General features: G+C 63.7%; 15 protein-coding genes and 1 pseudogene. 4 read left to right on the top strand and 12 right to left on the bottom strand.

Annotated features, from left to right (window positions below; genetic code table 11):
• The 9 genes and pseudogenes from A9Z00_RS13540 to A9Z00_RS13580 form a co-directional block, all read right to left on the bottom strand.
• A pseudogene (locus tag A9Z00_RS13540) lies at positions 1–253 on the bottom strand (IS1380 family transposase); the annotation flags it as partial.
• A gap of 725 nt (positions 254–978) precedes the next feature.
• Positions 979–2,088 (bottom strand): transglutaminase domain-containing protein, encoded by a 1,110-nt coding sequence (locus A9Z00_RS13545; protein WP_296978493.1) that lies wholly within the window; start codon positions 2,086–2,088, stop codon positions 979–981.
• A 101-nt stretch (positions 2,089–2,189) separates the two neighbouring features.
• Complete coding sequence (ndk, locus tag A9Z00_RS13550) at positions 2,190–2,606, bottom strand: nucleoside-diphosphate kinase (protein WP_296978497.1); 417 nt, start codon at positions 2,604–2,606, stop codon at positions 2,190–2,192.
• A 272-nt stretch (positions 2,607–2,878) separates the two neighbouring features.
• Complete coding sequence (locus A9Z00_RS13555; protein WP_296978500.1) at positions 2,879–3,838, bottom strand: glycoside hydrolase family 43 protein; 960 nt, start codon at positions 3,836–3,838, stop codon at positions 2,879–2,881.
• A 94-nt stretch (positions 3,839–3,932) separates the two neighbouring features.
• Entirely contained in the window at positions 3,933–5,528 is a 1,596-nt protein-coding gene (gene abnB, locus A9Z00_RS13560; RefSeq protein WP_296978503.1) for an arabinan endo-1,5-alpha-L-arabinosidase AbnB, read from the bottom strand.
• A gap of 16 nt (positions 5,529–5,544) precedes the next feature.
• Positions 5,545–7,035 carry an alpha-N-arabinofuranosidase gene (locus tag A9Z00_RS13565; RefSeq protein WP_483316318.1) on the bottom strand — a complete coding sequence of 497 codons (1,491 nt, stop codon included), beginning with the start codon at positions 7,033–7,035 and terminating at the stop codon, positions 5,545–5,547.
• Positions 7,036–7,092: 57 nt separating this feature from the next.
• Positions 7,093–7,953, bottom strand: coding sequence for a carbohydrate ABC transporter permease (locus A9Z00_RS13570; RefSeq protein ID WP_296978508.1), 861 nt, complete (start codon positions 7,951–7,953; stop codon positions 7,093–7,095).
• Between the two features lie 13 nt (positions 7,954–7,966).
• The gene (locus tag A9Z00_RS13575) at positions 7,967–8,923 is read right to left on the bottom strand and encodes a carbohydrate ABC transporter permease (RefSeq protein WP_296978511.1); all 957 of its coding nucleotides are present in this window, start codon (positions 8,921–8,923) and stop codon (positions 7,967–7,969) included.
• A 76-nt stretch (positions 8,924–8,999) separates the two neighbouring features.
• The gene (locus A9Z00_RS13580; protein WP_296978515.1) at positions 9,000–10,379 is read right to left on the bottom strand and encodes an ABC transporter substrate-binding protein; all 1,380 of its coding nucleotides are present in this window, start codon (positions 10,377–10,379) and stop codon (positions 9,000–9,002) included.
• A gap of 392 nt (positions 10,380–10,771) precedes the next feature.
• On the opposite strand from A9Z00_RS13580, the gene A9Z00_RS13585 reads away from it, so the two are divergent.
• Complete coding sequence (locus A9Z00_RS13585) at positions 10,772–11,719, top strand: ArsR/SmtB family transcription factor (protein WP_296978518.1); 948 nt, start codon at positions 10,772–10,774, stop codon at positions 11,717–11,719.
• A 59-nt stretch (positions 11,720–11,778) separates the two neighbouring features.
• Here A9Z00_RS13585 and A9Z00_RS13590 read toward each other — a convergent pair whose 3' ends face one another.
• Positions 11,779–12,012, bottom strand: coding sequence for a Rossmann-fold NAD(P)-binding domain-containing protein (locus tag A9Z00_RS13590; RefSeq protein WP_296978522.1), 234 nt, complete (start codon positions 12,010–12,012; stop codon positions 11,779–11,781).
• Positions 12,013–12,520: 508 nt separating this feature from the next.
• Between A9Z00_RS13590 and A9Z00_RS13595 the strand changes: the two genes are divergently transcribed.
• From A9Z00_RS13595 to A9Z00_RS13605, 3 genes are read left to right on the top strand one after another with little or no spacing between them, the layout of a single operon-like run.
• Positions 12,521–13,351, top strand: coding sequence for an amidohydrolase family protein (locus A9Z00_RS13595; protein ID WP_296978524.1), 831 nt, complete (start codon positions 12,521–12,523; stop codon positions 13,349–13,351).
• A 34-nt stretch (positions 13,352–13,385) separates the two neighbouring features.
• Positions 13,386–14,330, top strand: a complete 945-nt coding sequence (locus tag A9Z00_RS13600; RefSeq protein ID WP_296978527.1) for an aldo/keto reductase — start codon at positions 13,386–13,388, stop codon at positions 14,328–14,330.
• Positions 14,331–14,355: 25 nt separating this feature from the next.
• Positions 14,356–15,375, top strand: a complete 1,020-nt coding sequence (locus tag A9Z00_RS13605; protein WP_296978530.1) for a zinc-binding alcohol dehydrogenase family protein — start codon at positions 14,356–14,358, stop codon at positions 15,373–15,375.
• A gap of 194 nt (positions 15,376–15,569) precedes the next feature.
• Here A9Z00_RS13605 and A9Z00_RS13610 read toward each other — a convergent pair whose 3' ends face one another.
• Together A9Z00_RS13610 and A9Z00_RS13615 are read right to left on the bottom strand one after the other, a co-directional pair.
• Positions 15,570–16,985 (bottom strand): family 43 glycosylhydrolase, encoded by a 1,416-nt coding sequence (locus tag A9Z00_RS13610; protein ID WP_296978532.1) that lies wholly within the window; start codon positions 16,983–16,985, stop codon positions 15,570–15,572.
• A gap of 417 nt (positions 16,986–17,402) precedes the next feature.
• Complete coding sequence (locus tag A9Z00_RS13615) at positions 17,403–19,703, bottom strand: glycoside hydrolase family 95 protein (RefSeq protein WP_296978850.1); 2,301 nt, start codon at positions 19,701–19,703, stop codon at positions 17,403–17,405.
• Between the last annotated feature and the right edge of the window lie 17 nt (positions 19,704–19,720).

Here is a 19,720-nt window from a genome sequence, read left to right on the forward strand (position 1 = left end):
GCGGATCATATTGCAACTTGCGAAAATGAAAGAGCCGCTGGCAGCCGAGCACCCAGCCGACAATGAGATACAGCAGGATGCGGTAGAGGGGAAACAACGAGTTGTTTGCCTTCGCAAACGATAGCCCCTGCAGCGCCTTGGCGAGCTTGATTTTCTCGAGGTATTCCAGAAAGATTTTGGCGCCTCCGAAACTGGTCGCATGTCGCAGGGAAAATTCTGTCTTGATTTTGCTGACGGGTGTGGTAGACTTCACCTTAAAGGTGCTCCTTTCTTTGGCTGGAGTTTTTTTCGTCAAACACCATTCTACCAAAGAATAGGAGCCCTTTTTATGTTTTTAAAAGAGTTTTACTTTCGAAATTCAGGTTTATTTTAAAAAACGATCGCAACACAACCGCCTAATCCATGTGGTTGCAGGTAATACTGATGCGTCATCTCCAAACGGCGTGGCCATAAAAGCGCCTTCCCAATCGAGAAGCCTAGTGCGGTGAACATTTCATGCATGAACAGCGTTTCAGCCGACAGATTCCTTTTCCTTTCCGGTCGGTTCGGGCGCGGATCACAAGATGAACACCGGGGAGCGTCCGGCGGAGCCGATCGTGAAGCCGGAAAATTTACGCCGCATATGCCCATATCCATGGGTATCCATGCAAATATGATGCAAAAATACACCAGATTCACCCGGAGACCAAAAAGCACGAGGGAGGACCGCCGTCCTCCCTCTCCTTGCTGTTCCCGTATTCCAGCGTCCCTTGTTATTCCAAAGTGAACGACAACCGACTGGTATTGCCCAATCCCCGGTATGTAAAGTACAGCGCGTGCACGACGTCCGGAATCGCAATATCCACCGAATACCCCTTCCAGACGTTCGAAAAATCCTCAGCTCCGCCGCGTGGCCGATCGCGTCCTGCAGCCAAACGATGTCGTAGTGCGGCGGATGAAGGCGCGGACCGCCGACAAAAAAAGAAGACGGCAGCACCGCTACCGTCTGATCCATGTGACCTCGGGCAGCACCGAGCCGTCATCCCCGAATGGCGCGATCGACGCCTCGAATTCGCGCACGCCGGCCGCCTCCGCCTCCTCCATCGCCCGTCGCAGATCGCCGCGGACGGCGTCGCCGCGCAGATAGCGCACCTTGAATCCGTCCGCTCCGGAGGCGAGCGCCTCCCCGATCCTGCGCCTGGGGTCGTCCGCCGTCGCCGCCGTATGCTCCGGCTGCAGCCATTTCCAGCCGAGCGACGCCTTCAGCGATTCGTAGAAGCCCGCCCGCTCCGGATCGGACTTCTCCGCCGCCGCGACGGCCGCCCGGTACGGGGTGTCCGCGCGCGGATAATCCCTCGTCCAGGCGTGATCCCGGCGCATCTCGTCGTCCGTCTTCAAATAATACTCGTACGATACGACGCCGGCCCGGTCCGGCACCGGATCGTCCCAGGTCACATCGAGATGGTACCACCGGCCGTCCACGCGCACGAGGTTCCAGGCGTGGTCGCCTTCGGAGACCGTGCCTTCCACGATCCGGGCCGGAATTCCGGCGGCGGTGAGCATTTTGTACGCGAGCAGCGCGTATGCCTGGCAGACGCCCTTTCCGGTCCGCAGCGCCTCGTACGCGGTATAACGGCTCAGACCGGCATCGTAGGCCAGGCGCAGCACGATCCAATCGTGGATCGCCTTCACCCGCTGATGGTCGTTCATCCCGGGCGTGATGAGCCGCTCCAGCACGTCGCGCACCTGCCGGTCGACCTCCGCCGTCTGCTCCGGCGTCTCCCGCCAGTTCAGCGTCAACCGGACGTGCGACCGGCCGTCCAGCGGGCGGATCGAATAGAAATAGGAATCCATGATGTAATAGGTATAATCGTCGCGCCGCAGCGCGCGCATGATGACGTCCCGGATGCGGCCGGCCAGCTCCCGGCCGTCGCCGGTGTATTCGATCCGCACGGCCTCCCGCCGCTCGAGCAGCGCGTCGGCCACGGCGGACTCCAGCTGGGCGAGATCCGCCGCCGCGGCATAATCGGCCGCGTAGGACGGCTGCGATGCGAACATGCCGACGATGCAGACGATGATTCCGCAGGATAACATGCGGTTCGGACGCAAGGGGGCGGCCTCCTCCCGATATGGGGATTTTCCCCAAGTTTTCCCGGAAACGCCCCGCCTTAAGCCTCGAATCTTTTCGCAGCGCCGATTCCCGCTTCTCCTTACGCCTGCGGTCCGAAGAACCGCCGGATCTCGCGCTCGGCGCTCTCGTCGGAATCGGCGCCGTGGATGACGTTCGCTTCCACCGATTGCGCGTAGTCGGCGCGGATCGTGCCGGGCGCGGCGTTGAGCGGATTCGTCGCGCCGATCATCTGTCTCGCCAGTTCCACGGCGTTGTCCGCTTCGAGGATCATCGCGAACACCGGACCGGACGTGATATAGTCGATCAGCTCTCCGAAGAACGGCTTGCCCTTGTGCTGCGCGTAATGCTCCTCCGCCGTCTCCCGGCTGATGCGCATGAGCCGGGCTTCCGCCAGCCTGAACCCGCGGCGTTCGAAGCGCGCCACGATTTCGCCGACCAGCCCCCTCGCCACGCCGTCCGGTTTGATCATGACAAAAGTCCGTTTGCCTTTTTCCATGCTGCATGCACTCCTTCGTCGTTTTGTCTTACCATTATAGGCTGATTCCCCCCGCGGCGGGATGTGATTCGGCTCACGGCATCCGCACGCAACTACCGTTATTGTAACAGAAAGCCCTTTCAATACGAAAGGCGGCGCGGTCAAACAGCCTCGGCGTGAAGCCCACCGGACAACTCGGCTTTTCCGCGCGTCGGGAAACGCGCAGCCGAAAAAGCCGCGGCGTTCGGCCGCACCGGCCTCACACCGCGGCTCTGCCGCGCATCCGGACCCGCTCAGCCGAACACCGGCCGGCCGTCCGGGTCCCACCTGATTTTACGCACGAACGTGTGCCGGTTCGGATCGTACAGCGGATCACCGGCGATCTCCTTGTACGTCCGCGCGTGGAACACGAGGAGATCGCCGCCGTCCTCCGCGACCGTGAAGCTGTTGTGTCCCGGCCCGTACAGGCCGCGCGCCTCGTCGGTCGCAAGCACCGGCACGGGTGACTTCGACCAGACCGTGGGGTCTAGGAGATCCGCGTCCTCCGGCGCCTCGAGCAGCCCCATGCAATAGTGGTGATCCGTCGCGCTGGCCGAATAGGTCAGATACACGCGCCCGTTCCGGATCAGCACCGCCGGCCCCTCGTTCACATAAAACCCGATCCGCTCCCACTCGTATTCCGGCTTCGTCAGCATGACGCCGGGCGCGGCGAGCGTCCACGGATTCGCCATCGGCGCGATGTACAGATTGGAGTTGCCCTCGATCGCGGGATCCTTTTGCGCCCAGACGAGATAGCGGGTCCCCCGATGCCCGAATGTCGTCGCGTCGAGCGAGAACGTCTCCCACATCGTGCGGATCTGCCCACGCTCGATCCATTCGCCTTCGAGCGGATTCGCCGACGCGTTCTCCAGCACATAGATCCGGTGGTCGAACAGCCCGTCCTTCGCCTCGCCCATCCGCGCCGCCGCGAAATAGATGTACCACCGGCCGTCGATATGGTGAATCTCCGGCGCCCAGATGTTGGCGCTCATCGGCCCGGACGGGTGCCGGCGCCAGACGACGACGGGCTCGGCCGAAGCCAGCCCGGCAATCGTGCGCGACCGGCGCAGCTCGATCCGGTCATACTCGGGCACCGATGCCGTGAAATAGTACCAGCCGTCATCATGCCGGTACACCCACGGGTCGGCCCGCTGCAAAATCAGGGGCCGAATGCCCGCGGGATCCGCCGTACCCGTTCCGACTGTATGATCCATCGTTCTCTCCCTCTCCCGCATGCAAAATCGTTCCGCGTGTATCCGGAATATCTCCGGATCTTGCGGCTTCCGTCGTCACGCCTGCTCCCGCGGTTCAGGGCGCCGGACGCCGCGCGCCCCACAGGGCGATGCCCTTCCCGGACAGCGCGCTGAACGTCTCCGTGTGTGCTTCGGCCTTCGGATCCCAGGCGCGCAGCCGGATGCCGTCGTATTCCTCCCCGTCCACCGTGAGGCGGATGCGTCCGTCCTCCCCGGCGGTCCACCGGCCGGATACGGCTCCGGTGATCGTGCCGTCCGCCTCCAGCCGGATCGGCACCGATTCCTTCACCTCGGCCGAAATGTCCTTGCCGTGGTTCACCAGTTCGTAATCGCCGGCAATTTCTTCCGGACCCGCTTCCTCCACCCTTTCCCCGGCGTACCGGAACGGCACGACGACCGGCCAGCCTTCCGCGTTGAAGAACATCTGGTGCACCCGGATTTCATGCCGCTCGCCGGCGTACGGAAAGCGCGTATGGAAGATCAGGAAGTACCGGCCGCTTTCTTCATCGTAATAGGCCGAGTTGTGCCCGGGCGACACGTAGCCGAACTCGCGGAACGCCCCGTGCGGGTCGCGCCACCGGTGATTGCCCATCAGCTTCACGCCGAACGGCTCGATCGAAGCATCATCGAACAAAGGCTTCGCCGGATCGGCCTTCACCCCTGCCATGTCGTTCCCTTCGGCGTCGACGAACGGACCGTCGGGGTTCCGCGACCGCGCGACGCGGATGTTGTAGCCGCCGGACGAGTCCAGCCCGCCGAACGACAGGAACAGATAGTAGTAGTCCGTATCCGGACTGTACAGCATGTACGGCCCCTCGATCCGGCTGTGGTTGCCGCCGGTGAGCCGCTTGCCGTACCCCTGTCCCGGCAGCGGCTTGCCCGTCTTCCCGTCCATCTCCAGGATGAAAATGCCGCCCGAGTACGAACCGTACACCATCCACAGCTTGCCTTCCTTGTCGAAGAACACGTGCGGGTCGACGACGTTCGGATGGATCCGCGCGTCATAGATCGTCCCGTCTTCGCTCGGCTCGTCCCACATCCCCGACTTCAAAATGATGCCGAGATCCCGGTACGGTCCTTCGATCGAATCGGCGACGGCGACCCCCATGGCGGACCGCGGCGAATCGCCCCGGCACGCATTGTAGTACATGTAATATCTGCCGTCCGGCAGCCGGATGACGTCCGCCGCCCAGAGCGTGTCCGTCTCCGCCCATTCCAACGTCTCGCGCAATTCCTCCGTCACGTTCGGGATGAGCGGATTGCCGTCGGCGACGCCGGCCGCGATCAGCTCCCAGCGCATGAGATCGGGCGATTTCGCCGCCGCGAGGTGCGAGCCGAACACATAGAACATGCCGTCCTCGTCCCGCACAACGGAGGGATCGTGAACGGACGCTTCCAGGAACACCGGAACCGCCTCCTCCGTCCCTTCATTTCCGCCGAACGCGCCGCACCCCGTGAGCAGGATCCCCGCAGTCGCCCACGCGGCGGCCACCCGCCGCAGCCGGCGGACCTTCAACCGCGCCGTTCCGCCCGCCGCCGCATCCGCCGCCCGGGACCGCGCGCCCCGCTCGAGATGACCCGCATCCCGCCCCGTCGCGCCCATCGGCAGAGCGTTCCGCCCGGCAAATCCGCAACGCCATCCGCGCTTCATTCCGCTCCCACCCCGATCAATTCCCGGGCTCCAGACGCGCCGCGGCGACCGACGCCGGCGGCAGCTTCACCGCCAGCACGCCGTCCCGCAGGACGGCGTCCCCGAGCGGCTGCGGCTTCACGCGCTCCGGGCGGTCGAACGTGTTGTGGGCGCGGATGTCGTCCGCCGCGAGCAGCGTGCCGGAGAGCGCGAACGTCTCCGCCGTACCGCGCAGCTCGATGCGAAGTTCCGCCGGTCGCGCGGGATCGAGGTTTGCCATGCTGATCGTCAGGGCGCCGTCCTTGCGCGAAGCGGAGACGGATACCCGCGGCAGCTTCCGCCCGCCCGCGCCACAAGTCCCGAAATCGCCGTGCGTCGCGAGAGCCTGCGCGTCCTGATGCGTCCGGAACATCTCGAACACGTGGTAGGTCGGCGTGAGCAGCATCCGCTCGCCCTCCGTCAGGATGACGGCCTGCAGCACGTTCACCATTTGCGCCAGATTCGCCATTTGGACCCGGCGGCAATGCTTGTGGAAGATGTGCAGATGGAGCGCCGCGACAAGCGCGTCGCGCATCGTGTTCTGCTGGTACAGGAAGCCCGGATTCGTCTCCGGCTCCGGAAGATACCAGGTGCCCCACTCGTCGACGATCAGGCCGATGCGCCGCTCCGGATCGTATTGATCCATGATCGTGCCATGACGCGTGATCAGCTCATCCATGCGGAGCGCCTTCTCCATCGTCTCGAACCAGTCAGCTTCGTCGAAATGAAGCGCCGGCCTCTTGTCCTCCCAGCTCCCGGGAATCGTGTAATAATGCAGGCTGAGCCCGTCCATCAGCGGCGCCGCCCGGCGCATCAGAACCTCCGTCCAGCGGTAATCGTCGACGTTCGCGCCGCCCGCAATCTTGTAAATGCGGTGACGGCCGTACTGCCGCACGTACGTCTGATAGCGGCGGTACAGATCGGCGTAATATTCCGGATGCATGTTCCCGCCGCAGCCCCAGTTCTCGTTGCCGACGCCGAAGAAATGCAGTGTCCACGGTGCTTCGCGCCCGTTCGCGCGGCGCCAGTCCGCCATCGGCGACTCGCCGCCGAACGTGATGTATTCGATCCATTCCGCCATCTCCTGCACCGTGCCGCTGCCGACGTTGCCGCAGACATAGGCCTCCGCCCCCAGCAGTTCGCACAACCGGAAGAACTCGTGCGTGCCAAAATGGTTGTTCTCCGTGACGCCGCCCCAATGCGTGTTGATCATCCGCTTCCGCCTGTCCCTCGGGCCAACGCCGTCCTTCCAGTGATATTCGTCCGCGAAGCAGCCTCCCGGCCAGCGCAACACCGGCACCTTCAGCCTGCGCAGCGCCTCGAGCACGTCCAGCCGGAGGCCTTCAACGTTCGGAATCGGCGAATGCTCGCCGACCCACAGCCCCTCGTAGATGCCCCGGCCCAGATGCTCCGCAAAATGCCCGTAAATGCGGCGGTTGATCGTGCCGACCGGCCAATCCGCGTGCACGACTATCTTCAATGGAGTCATCCTGCTTCTTCCCTTCTTCCGCATGATGTGCCGGCATGCCGATATGCCGATTCGCCGTCAGGCCTTGATCCCTGTCAGCGCGATGCCCTCGATGAAGAACCGCTGCGCAAACGCGAACAGCACGAGCGTCGGAATGAGCGCGACGACCGCGCCGGCCATGACCAGCGTCCATTCCGTCACGTAATACGAGGAGAACGACGCGAGCTCGAGTTGCAGCGTGTAGCGCTCCGGCGAGTTCAGGTAAATGAGCGGTCCCAGGTAATCGTTGTAGCCCGCGTTGAACGACAGGATGCCCTGCGTGATCAGCGCCGGCTTCGTCAGCGGGATGACGATGCGCAGGAAGATGCCGGGAGGGCTCATGCCGTCGATCTTCGCCGCGTCCTCCAGTTCATCCGGCAGCGTCTTGATGAACTGCCGCAGGAAGAATATGACGATCGGCGCGCCGAACATGCCGGGGATCATGAGCGGCTTCCAGCTGTCCGTCCAGCCGAACGTCTTGAACATGATGAACGCCGGAATCATCATGACCGCCCCCGGCACGACCATCGTGCCGATCAGCACGAGGAACAGCTTGTCGCGCCCGGGAAAGCGCAGCTTCGCAAAGGCGTAGGCCGCCATCGCGCAGACGAACAGGCCGATGACCAGCGTCGGCACGACGACGATCATCGTGTTGAAGAAGCCCCGGATCAGATGCGCCTCCTCGAAAATGATCCGGTAATTCTCCCAGGCCAGCCGCGACCCGATCCACTCCGGCGGATACGAATACAGCTCGCCGTCCGGCTTCAGCGAAGTTGCGAGCATCCAGAGGAACGGCACCGCCATGATGATTCCGCCGATGCCGAGCAGGACATAGGCGGCAAGATCGACCAGCCGCTGCGCGGCCTTGCGCTTCCCGAGCCCCGCCGCGATCGTAGACATCGTCCATTCCCCCTCAGTTGTAATGGACCCAGCGTTTCGAGAACGCGAAATTGAGCACGATGATCGTCATGATGATGACGCCGAGGAACCAGGCGAGCGCGGACGCGTATCCCATCTCGCTGTACTGGAACGCGACGGTGTACAGGTAATACACGATCGTCGTCGTCGAATAGTTCGGTCCGCCGCCGGTCAGGAGCTGGAACCGCGGGAAATCCTGCAGCGCGCCGATCAGCGACGTGATCAGGATGAAGAACGTGACCGGAGAAATGCCGGGCACCGTGATGTGGATGAACTTCTGCCAGGCGTTCGCGCCGTCGACCGTCGCCGCTTCGTACAGCGAGGTTGGCACGTTGCCGAGCGCCGCCAGGTACATGATGATGCTGACGCCGATGCCGCCCCATATCCCCTGGATGATCATCGCGGGCATCGCCCACGTCTGGTCGATCAGCCACGCGGGCGCGTCGATGCCGATGACGCCGAGATAGTAGTTGAGCAGGCCGTAGTCCGCGTTGAAAATCCACCGCCAGACCATCGCCAGCGCCACGACCGAACAGATCGTCGGCAGGAAGAACAGCATGCGGAAGAAATTGCGCCCGCGCAGCTTCCGGTCGAGCAGCAGCGCGGCTCCCAGGGCGACGATCATGCCCAGCGGCACGCCCAGCGCGGCGTAGAACGTGTTCCAGAGCGTCTTCCAGACGAGCGGATCGTCCGCCAGCGCCCGCTTGTAGTTGTCGAGACCGATGAATGCCGCGGGCTGGCCGAAGTTGAAGTTCGTCAGGCTCATGTAGAGCGAGTTCAGCAGCGGATAGAGCGTGAACACGGCGACGCCGATGAACGGCGGCGCGATGAAGAGATACCCCCAGCGCATCTCGCTGCGGAACAGCGCACTCCGCTTCCGCTTCGCCGTCCGCGTCTTCACGTCGGCTGCCACTTCCGCTTCCATCCGGATCGTTCCCTCCGTTTCGGTCAAGATGTCAAACCCCGTGCGGTCGGGGAGGCTGCGGCGACCCGGCCCGCGCCGCAGCGTCCCGCCGTGTGTGAAGCGCTTACTCGAACAATTCCGGATTGCCTTCCCGCAGCGCCTTCTCGATCTCCGGCTTGATCCGGGTGAAGAACTCGGCCGCGGGTTCGTTGCCGTTCCAGAATTCGCCGAGGTACTGGTTCAGCGTGTCCAGCCATTTGCCGTTTGACAGATACGTCCACGGACCCGGCTGCTGGGCTTCGCCCGCCTTGATGAACACCTCGGGATGCGCCGGCTTCTGTCCCGGCTGCGTGTATACCTCGTCATCGGCCATCGACTTGAAGTTCGGAATCTGGAAACCGAGCTCGGTCATCTTCGTCTGGCCTTCGATGCCGGTAATGAACTCGACCAGCCGGAACGCCTCGTCCGGATATTTCGTCTTCGCATTCACGCCGAGCCCGACCGATCCGGACCAGCCGCTGAGCCAGCCGCCGTCCGCCGACGGTATCGGCGCGACGTCCCAATCGAACTTCAGCTTGCGGTAGGTCGGGACCATCCACCGGCCGCCCGTGATCGTCGCGAGTCTGCCGGCTTCGAACATCTGCCCGTCGTTCATCGACTGCAGCGCGCGGGAATCGGGGACGACCTTGTGCACGTGCGTCAGGTCGTGAATGAACTGCATCGCCTCGGCGGCCTCCGGCTCGTTCAGCATGAACGTCTTCCGGTCGTCGCTCAGGATTTTGCCGCCGTTCGACCAGACGAACCCTTCCCACCAGATCGGGCCGGCGCCGTAGATGTCGATCTTGCCGTCGCCGTTTTCGTCCACGGTCAGCTTCTTCCACATGTCGAGCGCCTCATCCCAGGTCATCGGCTTGTCGGGGCTCGGATACGGCACGCCCAGCCTGTCGAAGATTTCCTTGTTGTAGTACATGACCGTCGGGCCGATGTCCTTCGGCAGCGCGTAGAAGGCGCCGGTGCCGGTCTTCTTGCCGTCGTAGCGGTAGCGGTTCAGCCCCTGCTCCCACATGTCGTCCAAATCGAGCTTCGTGCTCGCCATCACCCGGTCCGTGATGTCGAGGAACGCGCCCTGCTTCACCCAGCGCGGAAAATCGCCGTCGCTCGTGAAGATGACGTCGGGAGCGGTGCCGCCCGCGATCATCGTGTTCATCTTCGTCGTGTAGTCGTTCGGGATGTGGATGAACCGGACCTTGATGTCGGGATTCGCCTTCTCGAACTCCTTGAGCACCGCCTCGAACACGGCCCTCTCGTCCGGCGCGCCCCAGGACGAGATCGAGATCTCGATCTTGCCGCCGGACGAACCGCCTCCACCGCCCTCCGCGCCGGAAGAGCCGCCCGTTCCGGCGTTCCCGCCGCCTTCACCGGCATTGCCGCTTCCTCCTCCGCCGCAAGCCGTCATCAGCAGACAGACGGCCAGCATCAGCAAGAACAACCCTTTGAAACGCATGACAATGGACAACCTCCCGGAACCTGGAATTCGGAATATCGAAGACCCCATAATAGCGCTTACATTTTCGGAAAATGTTTCGTGTTCATCCGGAATTCGATCACCACCCCGCATTCGGCCGGCAGCGATGCCGTTGCACGGGCCTGCCCGCCATGCGCAGCGCTGCCGCCATATAGTTTACATTGATGTTAAATATTTCGCTTATGTTTAATTTACTTGGGATGATAACGAGGGATAAGCCGGATGTCAATCGTTTTTTATAAAACATTTTATATTTTAATTAAATTATTATTTTTACTCGACAAAATTTCGGAACATTTTCTCATCCTCTTGTCAAAATTGAATTAGGTACGGTATATTTAATGCAAAACTGAAATATTGGATGAGGTCGCATGGAAACCATCGTATCGGAAAGCAATCTCCCCCTGTTCGAAGCACTTGCCAGCAACGTACGGATCAAGATCATCGAACTGCTCGCGCAGGAGCCGATGATCATGAAGGATCTGGCGTCCGCGCTCGGCCTCAGCAACTCGATCATCACGATGCACGTGAAGAAGCTCGAACGCGCCAACCTCGTGCGCACCGAGATGATTCCCGGCAAGGGCGCGTCGCAGAAGCTGTGCACGCTGGTCGCCGACCGGATCGAGCTCGTGTTCCCGAGCAAGGGGCGCATCCCACGCAATTTCCACATTGTCAACATTCCGATCGGGCACTACACCGATTTCGATGTCAAACCGACATGCGGCCTGGCGACGAAATACAAGATCATCGGCGACGGGTTCGACGACCCGCGGTACTTCCTCCATCCCGAGCGGGTCGACGCGAAGATTCTCTGGTTCTCGAAGGGGTACATTACGTACAAGATTCCGAACTATCTGAAGCCGGAAGAGGAGCCGGAGGAACTGGAGATCACGATGGAGATCGCGTCGGAAGCGCCGCTGTCGAACGTCCACTGGCCGTCCGACATCTCGTTCGAATTCAACGGGCGCCCGATCGGCAAGTGGACGAGTCCCGGCGATTTCGGGGGCACCCGCGGCAAATACACGCCCGAGTGGTGGAACATCGAGATGAACCAGTACGGCATCCTCGTCCACATCCGGATCAACAGCGACGGCACGTTCATCGAAGGGACGAAGGTGTCGGACTATACGATCCATGACGTCGACATCCGGCGGCTGCAATGGGATTTGAAGCTGGAAGTGAAGGAAGACGCGAAGCATGTCGGCGGCCTGACGATCTACGGCTCCGGATTCGGAAACTATTACCAGGACATCGTCTGCAAGCTGACCTATGTCGAACCGAAGAAGAAGGAAACCGACAAGAAAGGCCTTGACGGCTAGAGCCGCCAAGGCCTTTCGCATTTGATCCGCAAGGAAGGAATTCCATCCGCGACGCCCCGTCAAGGCCTCCTGTCCCAGGGTTCCAGCGTGCCGACCACATGGCGCCGGTGATGGTGACGGATGCATTCGATCACGCCGCCGCTGATTTCCTCGTGGGTCAGCCACCGGGACCGGTCTCCCTCGATGACGAATCCGAGCTGGACCTGATGGTAGCAGCAGCTCTCCGGCACCGGAACCGAACGAAGGATTTCATCCAGATTGGAACTGCTGCCGAGGACATGGTACAGATGCACTTGAAATCGGCTCCGCCCGCGAGCCGGATCGCATCGGCCGTCTGGGCAATGACGCGCTCCTCGCTGTGATGCATCCACGCGACGACGAGGCCGGCCGGGCCCCGCTGTTTCATCAGCTCGTTGAGCGTCTCCGAAAACGCCGCGCTCTGCGAATAATCCGCCGACACCCCGCTTATGCGGGAATTTTGCCCGCTGAGCCGGTCCAGTTTCCGGCGATCCCGTCCGATGACCGTGACGCGATGGCCCTCGCGGGCCAGCCACAGGCACACGCCGGCCAGCATGCCGGAACCGCCGATGACAAGCGCGTGCATCATGGCGCACCTCCCGTTTTGTTTCCATTTTAACAAATAAACAGAAACATGCCGAAGGCCGGACACGAACGAGACGGGAGGGCCCCGCGCATCAAAATCGGGTACATTTCCGCAAACCGCGACCCTTTTATTCCTCCCGCGCACTCGTATAATAGAAGTCAACGAACCCCCCCATCCGCGCGGAAGGAGGCACGACGGTGCGCATCGACGCCCACCAGCATTACTGGAAGATCGAGCGGGGCGACTACGGCTGGATCACGCCCGAATATCCCGTCCTGTACCGGGACTTTCTGCCGGCCGACCTGGCTCCGCACCTGAAAGCGCATCAACTGGACGGCACCATCCTCGTCCAGGCGGCCCCGACGATCGAGGAGACGGAATTCATCCTCTCCCTCGCGGAACAGGATGACACGATCCTCGGCGTCGTCGGATGGCTGGACCTGTTCGATCCCGATCACCGCAGGCACTACGAGCGATTCCGCCGGCACCCGAAGTTCGTCGGCTTCCGCATCATGATCCAGGACATGCCGGACGCAAGCCGCATCCTCGAACCCGCGTTCGTCGAAGCGCTCCGGGGCTATGCCGACGACGGAACGACCGTCGATCTGCTCGTGCGCAGCAGCCAGCTGGAACCGCTCGTCAAGCTGATCGAACGGATTCCCCATCTCCGCGGTGTTATCGATCACATCGCCAAGCCCCGCATCCGCGACGGGGAAATCGAGCCCTGGCTCGGGTACATGCGGACGCTCGCCGGCTTCCCGAACCTGTACTGCAAGCTGTCCGGCATGGTGACGGAGGCGGACCACCGCCGCTGGAAGCCGGAGGACTTTACGCCCTACGTCCGCCATGTGATCAGCCTGTTCGGCCCGGACCGGGTCCTGTTCGGCAGCGACTGGCCGGTCTGCCTGCTCGCGGCAGGCTATGACGACGTGGTCGGCGTGCTGCTCCAGGCGTTGCCGGAGGATTGGGGCGAACGGGAGCGGGCGGCGCTGTTCGGCCTGAACGCCCGGAAAGTCTACCGGGTTTGATCAGAACCATTCCAGGGGAAGGGGCACGAATCCCATGCGATACCGGAAACTCGGCAACACCGGCCTTGACGTCTCCATCTTGAGTTTCGGCGCTTCCTCGCTCGGCTCCGTGTTCCGCGAGACGGACGAGCGCGAGAGCATCCGCGCGGTGCATGCCGCCCTCGACGCGGGCATCAACTATATCGACGTCTCCCCGTATTACGGGCTCACGAAGGCGGAGACGGTGCTCGGCAAGGCGATCCGGGAAATTCCGCGCGACCGGTTTCTGCTTTCCACCAAGGCGGGCCGCTACGGAGCGGACGAATTTGATTTTTCCTACAATCGGATCCTGACGAGCATCGACGAAAGTCTCGCCCGCCTCCATACCGATTACGTCGATCTGTTCTTCCTCCACGACATCGAGTTCGTGCCGGCCGACATCATTCTCGAGGAAGCCGTCCCGGCCGCGCTTCGCCTGAAGGAGCAGGGCAAAATCCGGTTCTGGGGCTTCTCCGGCCTGCCGCTTCAGATGTTCGAAAAACTGCTGCAAAAAACCGAACCGGACGTCGTCCTCTCCTACTGCCACTACTCGCTGAACGACACGTCGCTGCTCGGGCTGCTGCCCGAGTTGGAGGCGCGCGGCATCGGTCTCGTCAATGCATCGCCGCTCTCGATGGGGCTGCTCAGCCTGCGCGGCGCGCCCGACTGGCATCCGGCCTCGCCGGAGCTGAAGGCCGTCTGCCGGAAAGCCGCCGAATTCTGCGCGGCCAGGGGAACCGACATCGCGAAGCTGGCCGTCCAGTTCTCGACCGCGAACGAGCGGATTCCGACGACGCTGGTCAGCACGGCGAATCCGGACAACATCGCGAAGAACGCCCGGTGGGTGGAAGAGCCGATCGACGAAGAGCTGCTCCGGGACGTGCTGAAGCTGCTCGAGCCCGTTCATAACGTCACGTGGGTCAGCGGACGGCCGGAGTACAACGAGAACATCCAAGTATAGGTTCGGGCGGGGAGGTGCCGGAAACATGAGAGGGATTGTGTGCGAGGAAATCGGCCGCTTCAGGCTGCGGGACGATCTGCCCGAGCCGGAGCCCGGTCCGGGCGAGGCCGTCGTGCGGATCCGCCGGGTCGGCATCTGCGGGACGGACATGCACGCCTTCCGGGGCAACCAGCCCTTCTTCGAATACCCCCGCATCCTCGGCCATGAGCTGGCGGGCGTGATCGAGAGAATCGGCGCGAACGACGCGGGCCTGCGGGAAGGCGACCAGGTCGCGGTCATCCCTTATCTGCACTGCGGAACCTGCGTCGCCTGCCGGCGGGGCAGGACGAACTGCTGCGCGGGATTGCGGGTGCTCGGCGTCCACGCCGACGGCGGGATGCGCGAGCGCATCGCCGTGCCGGTCACCCATCTGATCCGGACCGACGGGCTTACGCTCGACGAGACCGCCCTGCTGGAGCCGCTCGCGATCGGGGCGCACGCGGTGCGCCGATCGGGCGTCGGCCCGGGCGACACGGCACTCGTGATCGGCGCCGGTCCGATCGGGCTCGGCGTCGCCGCCTTCGCGAAGCTCGCCGGCGCGCGGGTGATCGCGATGGACCTGAACGGCGGCCGGCTGGCGTTCTGCCGGAGCTGGGCGGGCGCGGATGACGCCGTGGATGCCGGGGATCGGCCGGCGGAGCGGATCGCGGAACTGACGGACGGCGAATACGCGACCGTCGTCTTCGACGCGACCGGCAGCGCCCGGTCGATGGCGGATGCCCTGGGCTACCTCGCCCACGGCGGCACGCTGGTCTACGTCGGCCTGGTCAAAAGCGACATCAGGTTCCCGCATCCGGAGTTCCACAAGCGCGAGACGACGCTGATGGGCAGCCGCAACGCCACCCGCGAAGATTTCGCCCGCGTGCTCGAGGCCGTGCGGAGCGGCGCAGTCGACGCGGAACGCCTCATTACGCACCGCGCGAAGTTCGACGATATGATCGGCGTCTTCGGCGACTGGCTGAACCCGGAGAGCGGGGTCATCAAGGCGATGACGGAGTGGCCGTGATGCGGTGCGCAGAATCGTTCCTGCCGGCACTCGAGGAATCGGGCCGGTTAGGGCAGCGGCGCTTTGCCGGGATCCATCTGACGACGGAATTTGAACGTCCGGATGAAACCGCCTGATCCGCCCGGCGTTCCGGCGGTCAACCGGGCGGACGATGCGCATGACAAAAGGGAGGACGCACGTCCTCCCTTTCCCCGTTATTCCAGCGCAAATGACTTGAGCTGCGCGTTCCCCTCGCCCCGGAACGTGAAATACAGCGCGTGCACGCCGTCCGGAATCGCGATGTCCGCCGAATATTCCTTCCAGATGTTCGTGAAATCCACCGGAATCGAGCCGAGCGCCGGACCGTTCCAAGCCGTCTTCACCTCGAAGACGCCCCTGCAATAGCCGCGAACCTGGATCTTGACCCGCTTCACGCCGCGGCAGTCGAAATATTTGAAGCCGGCCGTGGCCGAATCCCGCATGTTCGCGATGTAGCCGGGCTCCTCGTCCCCGTCCTTGCCGTCCTGCGTAATCTTCGGGAACCGGCCGTCCATCCAGGCGCCGTAGGTGCCGACGTACAGTTCCTCGTCCTTGCAGAACAGATTGCAGGCGATGTACGCCGGATATTCGCCGCGCCCGATCAGCGGGCCGCCGTTCAGGCCGCAGGACGTCATCTCCGCCTGCACGATGCTCCCGTCCTCGCGGAACCGGATCGGCTCCGCGCAGCCTTGCCGGGAGTAGTGGTGGCCGTTCGTCTGCCGGTGGTAGAAGATGTACCACTGTCCGCCGATCTCCACGATGCTGCCGTGGTTGTTGCCGCCGTAATACATGGGCTTGTCCGCGGGCTTGTAGGAGTCGATGTGCATGTCGGCGTTGCTGACGATGACGCCCCCGTACCGGAACCCCTTCGTCGGATGCTTGCTCGTCGCATAGCACAGCTCATGCAGGTGGATCGAGGAATAGATCAGATAGTACGTGTCCCCGCGCTTGCGGATCGACGGCGCCTCGAAATACTCGTGCCCCTCGAACCCGGTGCCCGCGCTGTACGGCTCGCTCGGCAGGACGAAGACCGGTTCCTCGACGATCGTCAGCATGTCCGGCCCGAGCACGGTGGCCATGCAGCCTTTCCGCGACTTGTCGCCCTTCGGGCAGAAGCCCGTGTACAGATAGGTCCGGTCCCCTTCGGTCAGGACGCCGGGGTCGAACTGGTGCTGGTCCCCTTCCCGCTCCCCGAGCCGCGTGCCGTCCGGATACCGGACATAGCCGTAGAACTCGAACTTGCCGGCCGGCGTGTCGCTCACCGCGACCGAGACGACGGACACCTTGTCCAGCACGTAATACAGATAATACCGTCCGTCCGGCCCTCTGGTCACATCCGGCGCGTACAGGCACATGCTGCCGTCCGGGTTGAGCGGATCGTCGGTCTTCCGGTAAATGACGCCCTCGTAGCGCCAGTCTCCGAGATTGTCGACGGGCGCCGACCAGCACACGTAGTCGTTCAGGCAGAACGCGTGGCCGTTGAACCGGTCATGGGAACCGTAAACGTAGACGCGGTCGCCGAACACATAAGGTTCGCCGTCGGGAATGTACTCCCAGGACGGCAGATACGGATTGAATGCTTGCTTTTTCACGATCCGGTCTCACTCCTTTCGGTTTCAATTGGAGCATATATCCAAACCCGCCCGCAGGCAATAGCTTTGCAGTCAAAATCAAGGAAAACGGAGATAGAATACAAACTCATGCGGGAAGGTGAACGACATGGGCAGAACGGCCGTTTCGCTCGGCGTCCTCGCGGGCTGCCTGGGAGCCGCCTGGCTGCTGTACACCGGCTTGTCCGCGCCCGGCTTCGGGGAGGACGGCGGCAACGCGGCGCTGACCGTGGTCGTCCATTCATCTGCTGGAAAACCGGAAACGGGAAGAGCGTCCCTGACGTCCCTGAGTGCCTTTCCTGGTACGACAAAGGCCCTGTATCCCGAACAAGGGAGCAGGGCTTTTCCTTTCATCCTGACGCCGCCCGCTTCACGCCGGCCCGGGATGAAGCCGGCGTGCTATCGGGCTCGCAGAAGATAACGGCAGCCCGCCCTCGCTTCAAACGACAAAACATCGGCATACCGCGCGTCCCGACGGACCGCCACCGCGCGGCCGTCCAGCAGCACCTCCGCATCCCGGGCAACCCGGACCGTGCACGTGCCGTCGAGACGCGGCGTGATCCACGCTTCAACCAGAACGCCGTCCGCCCACCGGATGTCGATCTCGTATCCCCCGCGCGCCCGGAGCCCCCTGACCTCGCCCGCGGGCCAAGCCTTGGGCAGCGCGGGCAGCAGATGGACGACGCCGTCATGGCTCTGCAGCAGCATCTCGGCGATGCCGGCCGTGCCGCCGAAATTGCCGTCGATCTGGAACGGCGGATGGTCGTCCAGCAGATTCGGCAGCGTCGACTTGGCGAGCAGGGCGATCAAATTCTCGTGCGCCCGTTCGCCGTCCTCCAGGCGCGCCCAGAAATTGACGATCCACGCCCGGCTCCAGCCGGTGTGCCCGCCGCCGTGCGCCAGCCTCCGTTCCAGCGTGCGGCGCGCGGCCTGCGCCAGCTCCGGCGTCCGCCGCGGCGTGATCTGGTCGCCCGGATGCAGGGCGAACAGGTGCGAGATGTGCCGGTGTCCCGGCTCCGCCTCCCCGTAATCCTCGTACCATTCCTGAAGCGTGCCGAGCCGGCCGATTTTGTCCTTCGGAAGCCGCTCCAGCACCCGCTCCGCCTCGCGGACGAACGGCTCGTCGACCGCCTTGCCCGCCCGCTCCGCGAGCACCCGCTCCGCCTCCAGGCAAGCGCCCAGCAGCGCGCGGATGATCTGCGCGTCCATCGCCGGGCCGGCGCACAGCACGCCCGTCTCGCCGTTCGGCAGCACGTAGGTATTCTCCGGCGACACCGACGGACAGGTGACGAGCTCGCCGCCCGGGCTTTCCACCAGGTAATCCATCACGAACAGCGCCGCTTCCTTCATCGTCTCGAGCGCCCGCCCGAGGAACGCGACGTCCTGCGTGAACCGGTAATGCTCCCACAGATGCAGGCAGAGCCAGGCGGCGCCGAGCGGCCAGTACGACGCGGGGAGCCAGGTGTCCTGCGGCGCCGTGTCCGCCCAGATGTCGGTATTGTGATGCGCGGTAAAACCCCGGCAGCCGTACATGACCCGCGCCGTCCTGCGGCCCGGCTCCCGCATCCGCTCGATCAGCTCGAACAGCGGTTCGTGGCATTCCGGCAGCGCGCAAGGTTCCGCCGGCCAGTAGTTCATCTGCGTGTTGATGTTGATCGTATACTTGCTGTCCCAGGGCGGCAGGAATTGGTCGTTCCAGACGCCCTGCAGGTTCGCGGGCAGCGATCCCGGACGGCTGGAGGCGATGAGCAGATACCGGCCGTATTGGAAATAGAGCGCCATGAGCCCCGGGTCGTCCTCTCCGCGTCGCAGCCGCTTAAGCCGCTCCGGAACCGGCAGCCCGCTTTTCTCTTCATGCCCGGCCAGGGTGAGCGTCACGCGCCCGAACAGCTCCCGATAGTCCCGCACATGCCGTTCCAGCAGTTCGTCGACGGACGCGGCGCATACCGAGCGGGCGTGCGCCAGACTGTGCGCGAGCGGCTCTTTCTCGCGGAAGCTGGTCGCGGCCGCGATGACCAGCGTGACACCGTCCGCCCCTTCCACGATCAGGTGCTCGCCGATCGCGTCCGGCCTGCCGCCGTCGGCCTTCGCCGCCACCGCCGCCGCGAACGCCACGCCGCCCTCGCCGCCGCTTGCGCCCGCCATGAAGATCGCGTCCGTCCCGCTTCTTCCCGTCCGGTCCACATACCGCCACATCGCCCGCTCCAGCCGCGCCGTCAGCGTGATCTGCCCCGGACGGTCGGCGGTGAGGCGCACCACGATGGCCTGATCCGGGAAGCTCGCGAAATATTCCCGCCGATGCCGAACGCCCCGATGCGTGAATTCCACCGTCACGACGGCCCGCTCCAGATCCAGCGTCCGCTCGTACCGCTCCACCGCTTCGGGATCGATCCCCCCGAAGGTCAGCAGCAGATTCCCGAGCGGCACGTAATGCCGCTGCGTCTCGGGCAGGCCCGAGAGGCCCGCCACCGCCAGGCGCTCGGCTTCCCGCGGCTTCCCCTCGAAAATGAGCCGCCGGATCTCCGGCAGCACCTTCGCCGCGTCCGGATTGTTCCGGTCCCGCGGGCCGCCGTACCAGAGCGAGTCTTCGTTGAGCTGCAGCCGTTCGTTCGCCGGATGGCCGAAGACCATCGCGCCCATGCGGCCGTTGCCGATCGGCAGCGCCTCGTTCCATTCACCGGCCGGCCGGTCATACTTCATCGCCAGATTGCGCAAAC

Source organism: Thermobacillus sp. ZCTH02-B1 (genome assembly GCF_002159085.1).
Lineage (GTDB): Bacteria > Bacillota > Bacilli > Paenibacillales > Paenibacillaceae > Thermobacillus.

Excerpts from the sequence above, each read along its gene's own strand:
- ndk (WP_296978497.1), bottom strand. The coding sequence starts at position 2,606 with ATGGAAAAAGGCAAACGGACTTTTGTCATGATCAAACCGGACGGCGTG.
- A9Z00_RS13555 (WP_296978500.1), bottom strand. The coding sequence starts at position 3,838 with ATGGATCATACAGTCGGAACGGGTACGGCGGATCCCGCGGGCATTCGG.
- abnB (WP_296978503.1), bottom strand. The coding sequence starts at position 5,528 with ATGAAGCGCGGATGGCGTTGCGGATTTGCCGGGCGGAACGCTCTGCCG.
- A9Z00_RS13565 (WP_483316318.1), bottom strand. The coding sequence starts at position 7,035 with ATGACTCCATTGAAGATAGTCGTGCACGCGGATTGGCCGGTCGGCACG.
- A9Z00_RS13570 (WP_296978508.1), bottom strand. The coding sequence starts at position 7,953 with ATGTCTACGATCGCGGCGGGGCTCGGGAAGCGCAAGGCCGCGCAGCGG.
- A9Z00_RS13580 (WP_296978515.1), bottom strand. The coding sequence starts at position 10,379 with ATGCGTTTCAAAGGGTTGTTCTTGCTGATGCTGGCCGTCTGTCTGCTG.
- A9Z00_RS13585 (WP_296978518.1), top strand. The coding sequence starts at position 10,772 with ATGGAAACCATCGTATCGGAAAGCAATCTCCCCCTGTTCGAAGCACTT.
- A9Z00_RS13600 (WP_296978527.1), top strand. The coding sequence starts at position 13,386 with ATGCGATACCGGAAACTCGGCAACACCGGCCTTGACGTCTCCATCTTG.
- A9Z00_RS13605 (WP_296978530.1), top strand. The coding sequence starts at position 14,356 with ATGAGAGGGATTGTGTGCGAGGAAATCGGCCGCTTCAGGCTGCGGGAC.
- A9Z00_RS13615 (WP_296978850.1), bottom strand. The coding sequence starts at position 19,703 with ATGAAGTATGACCGGCCGGCCGGTGAATGGAACGAGGCGCTGCCGATC.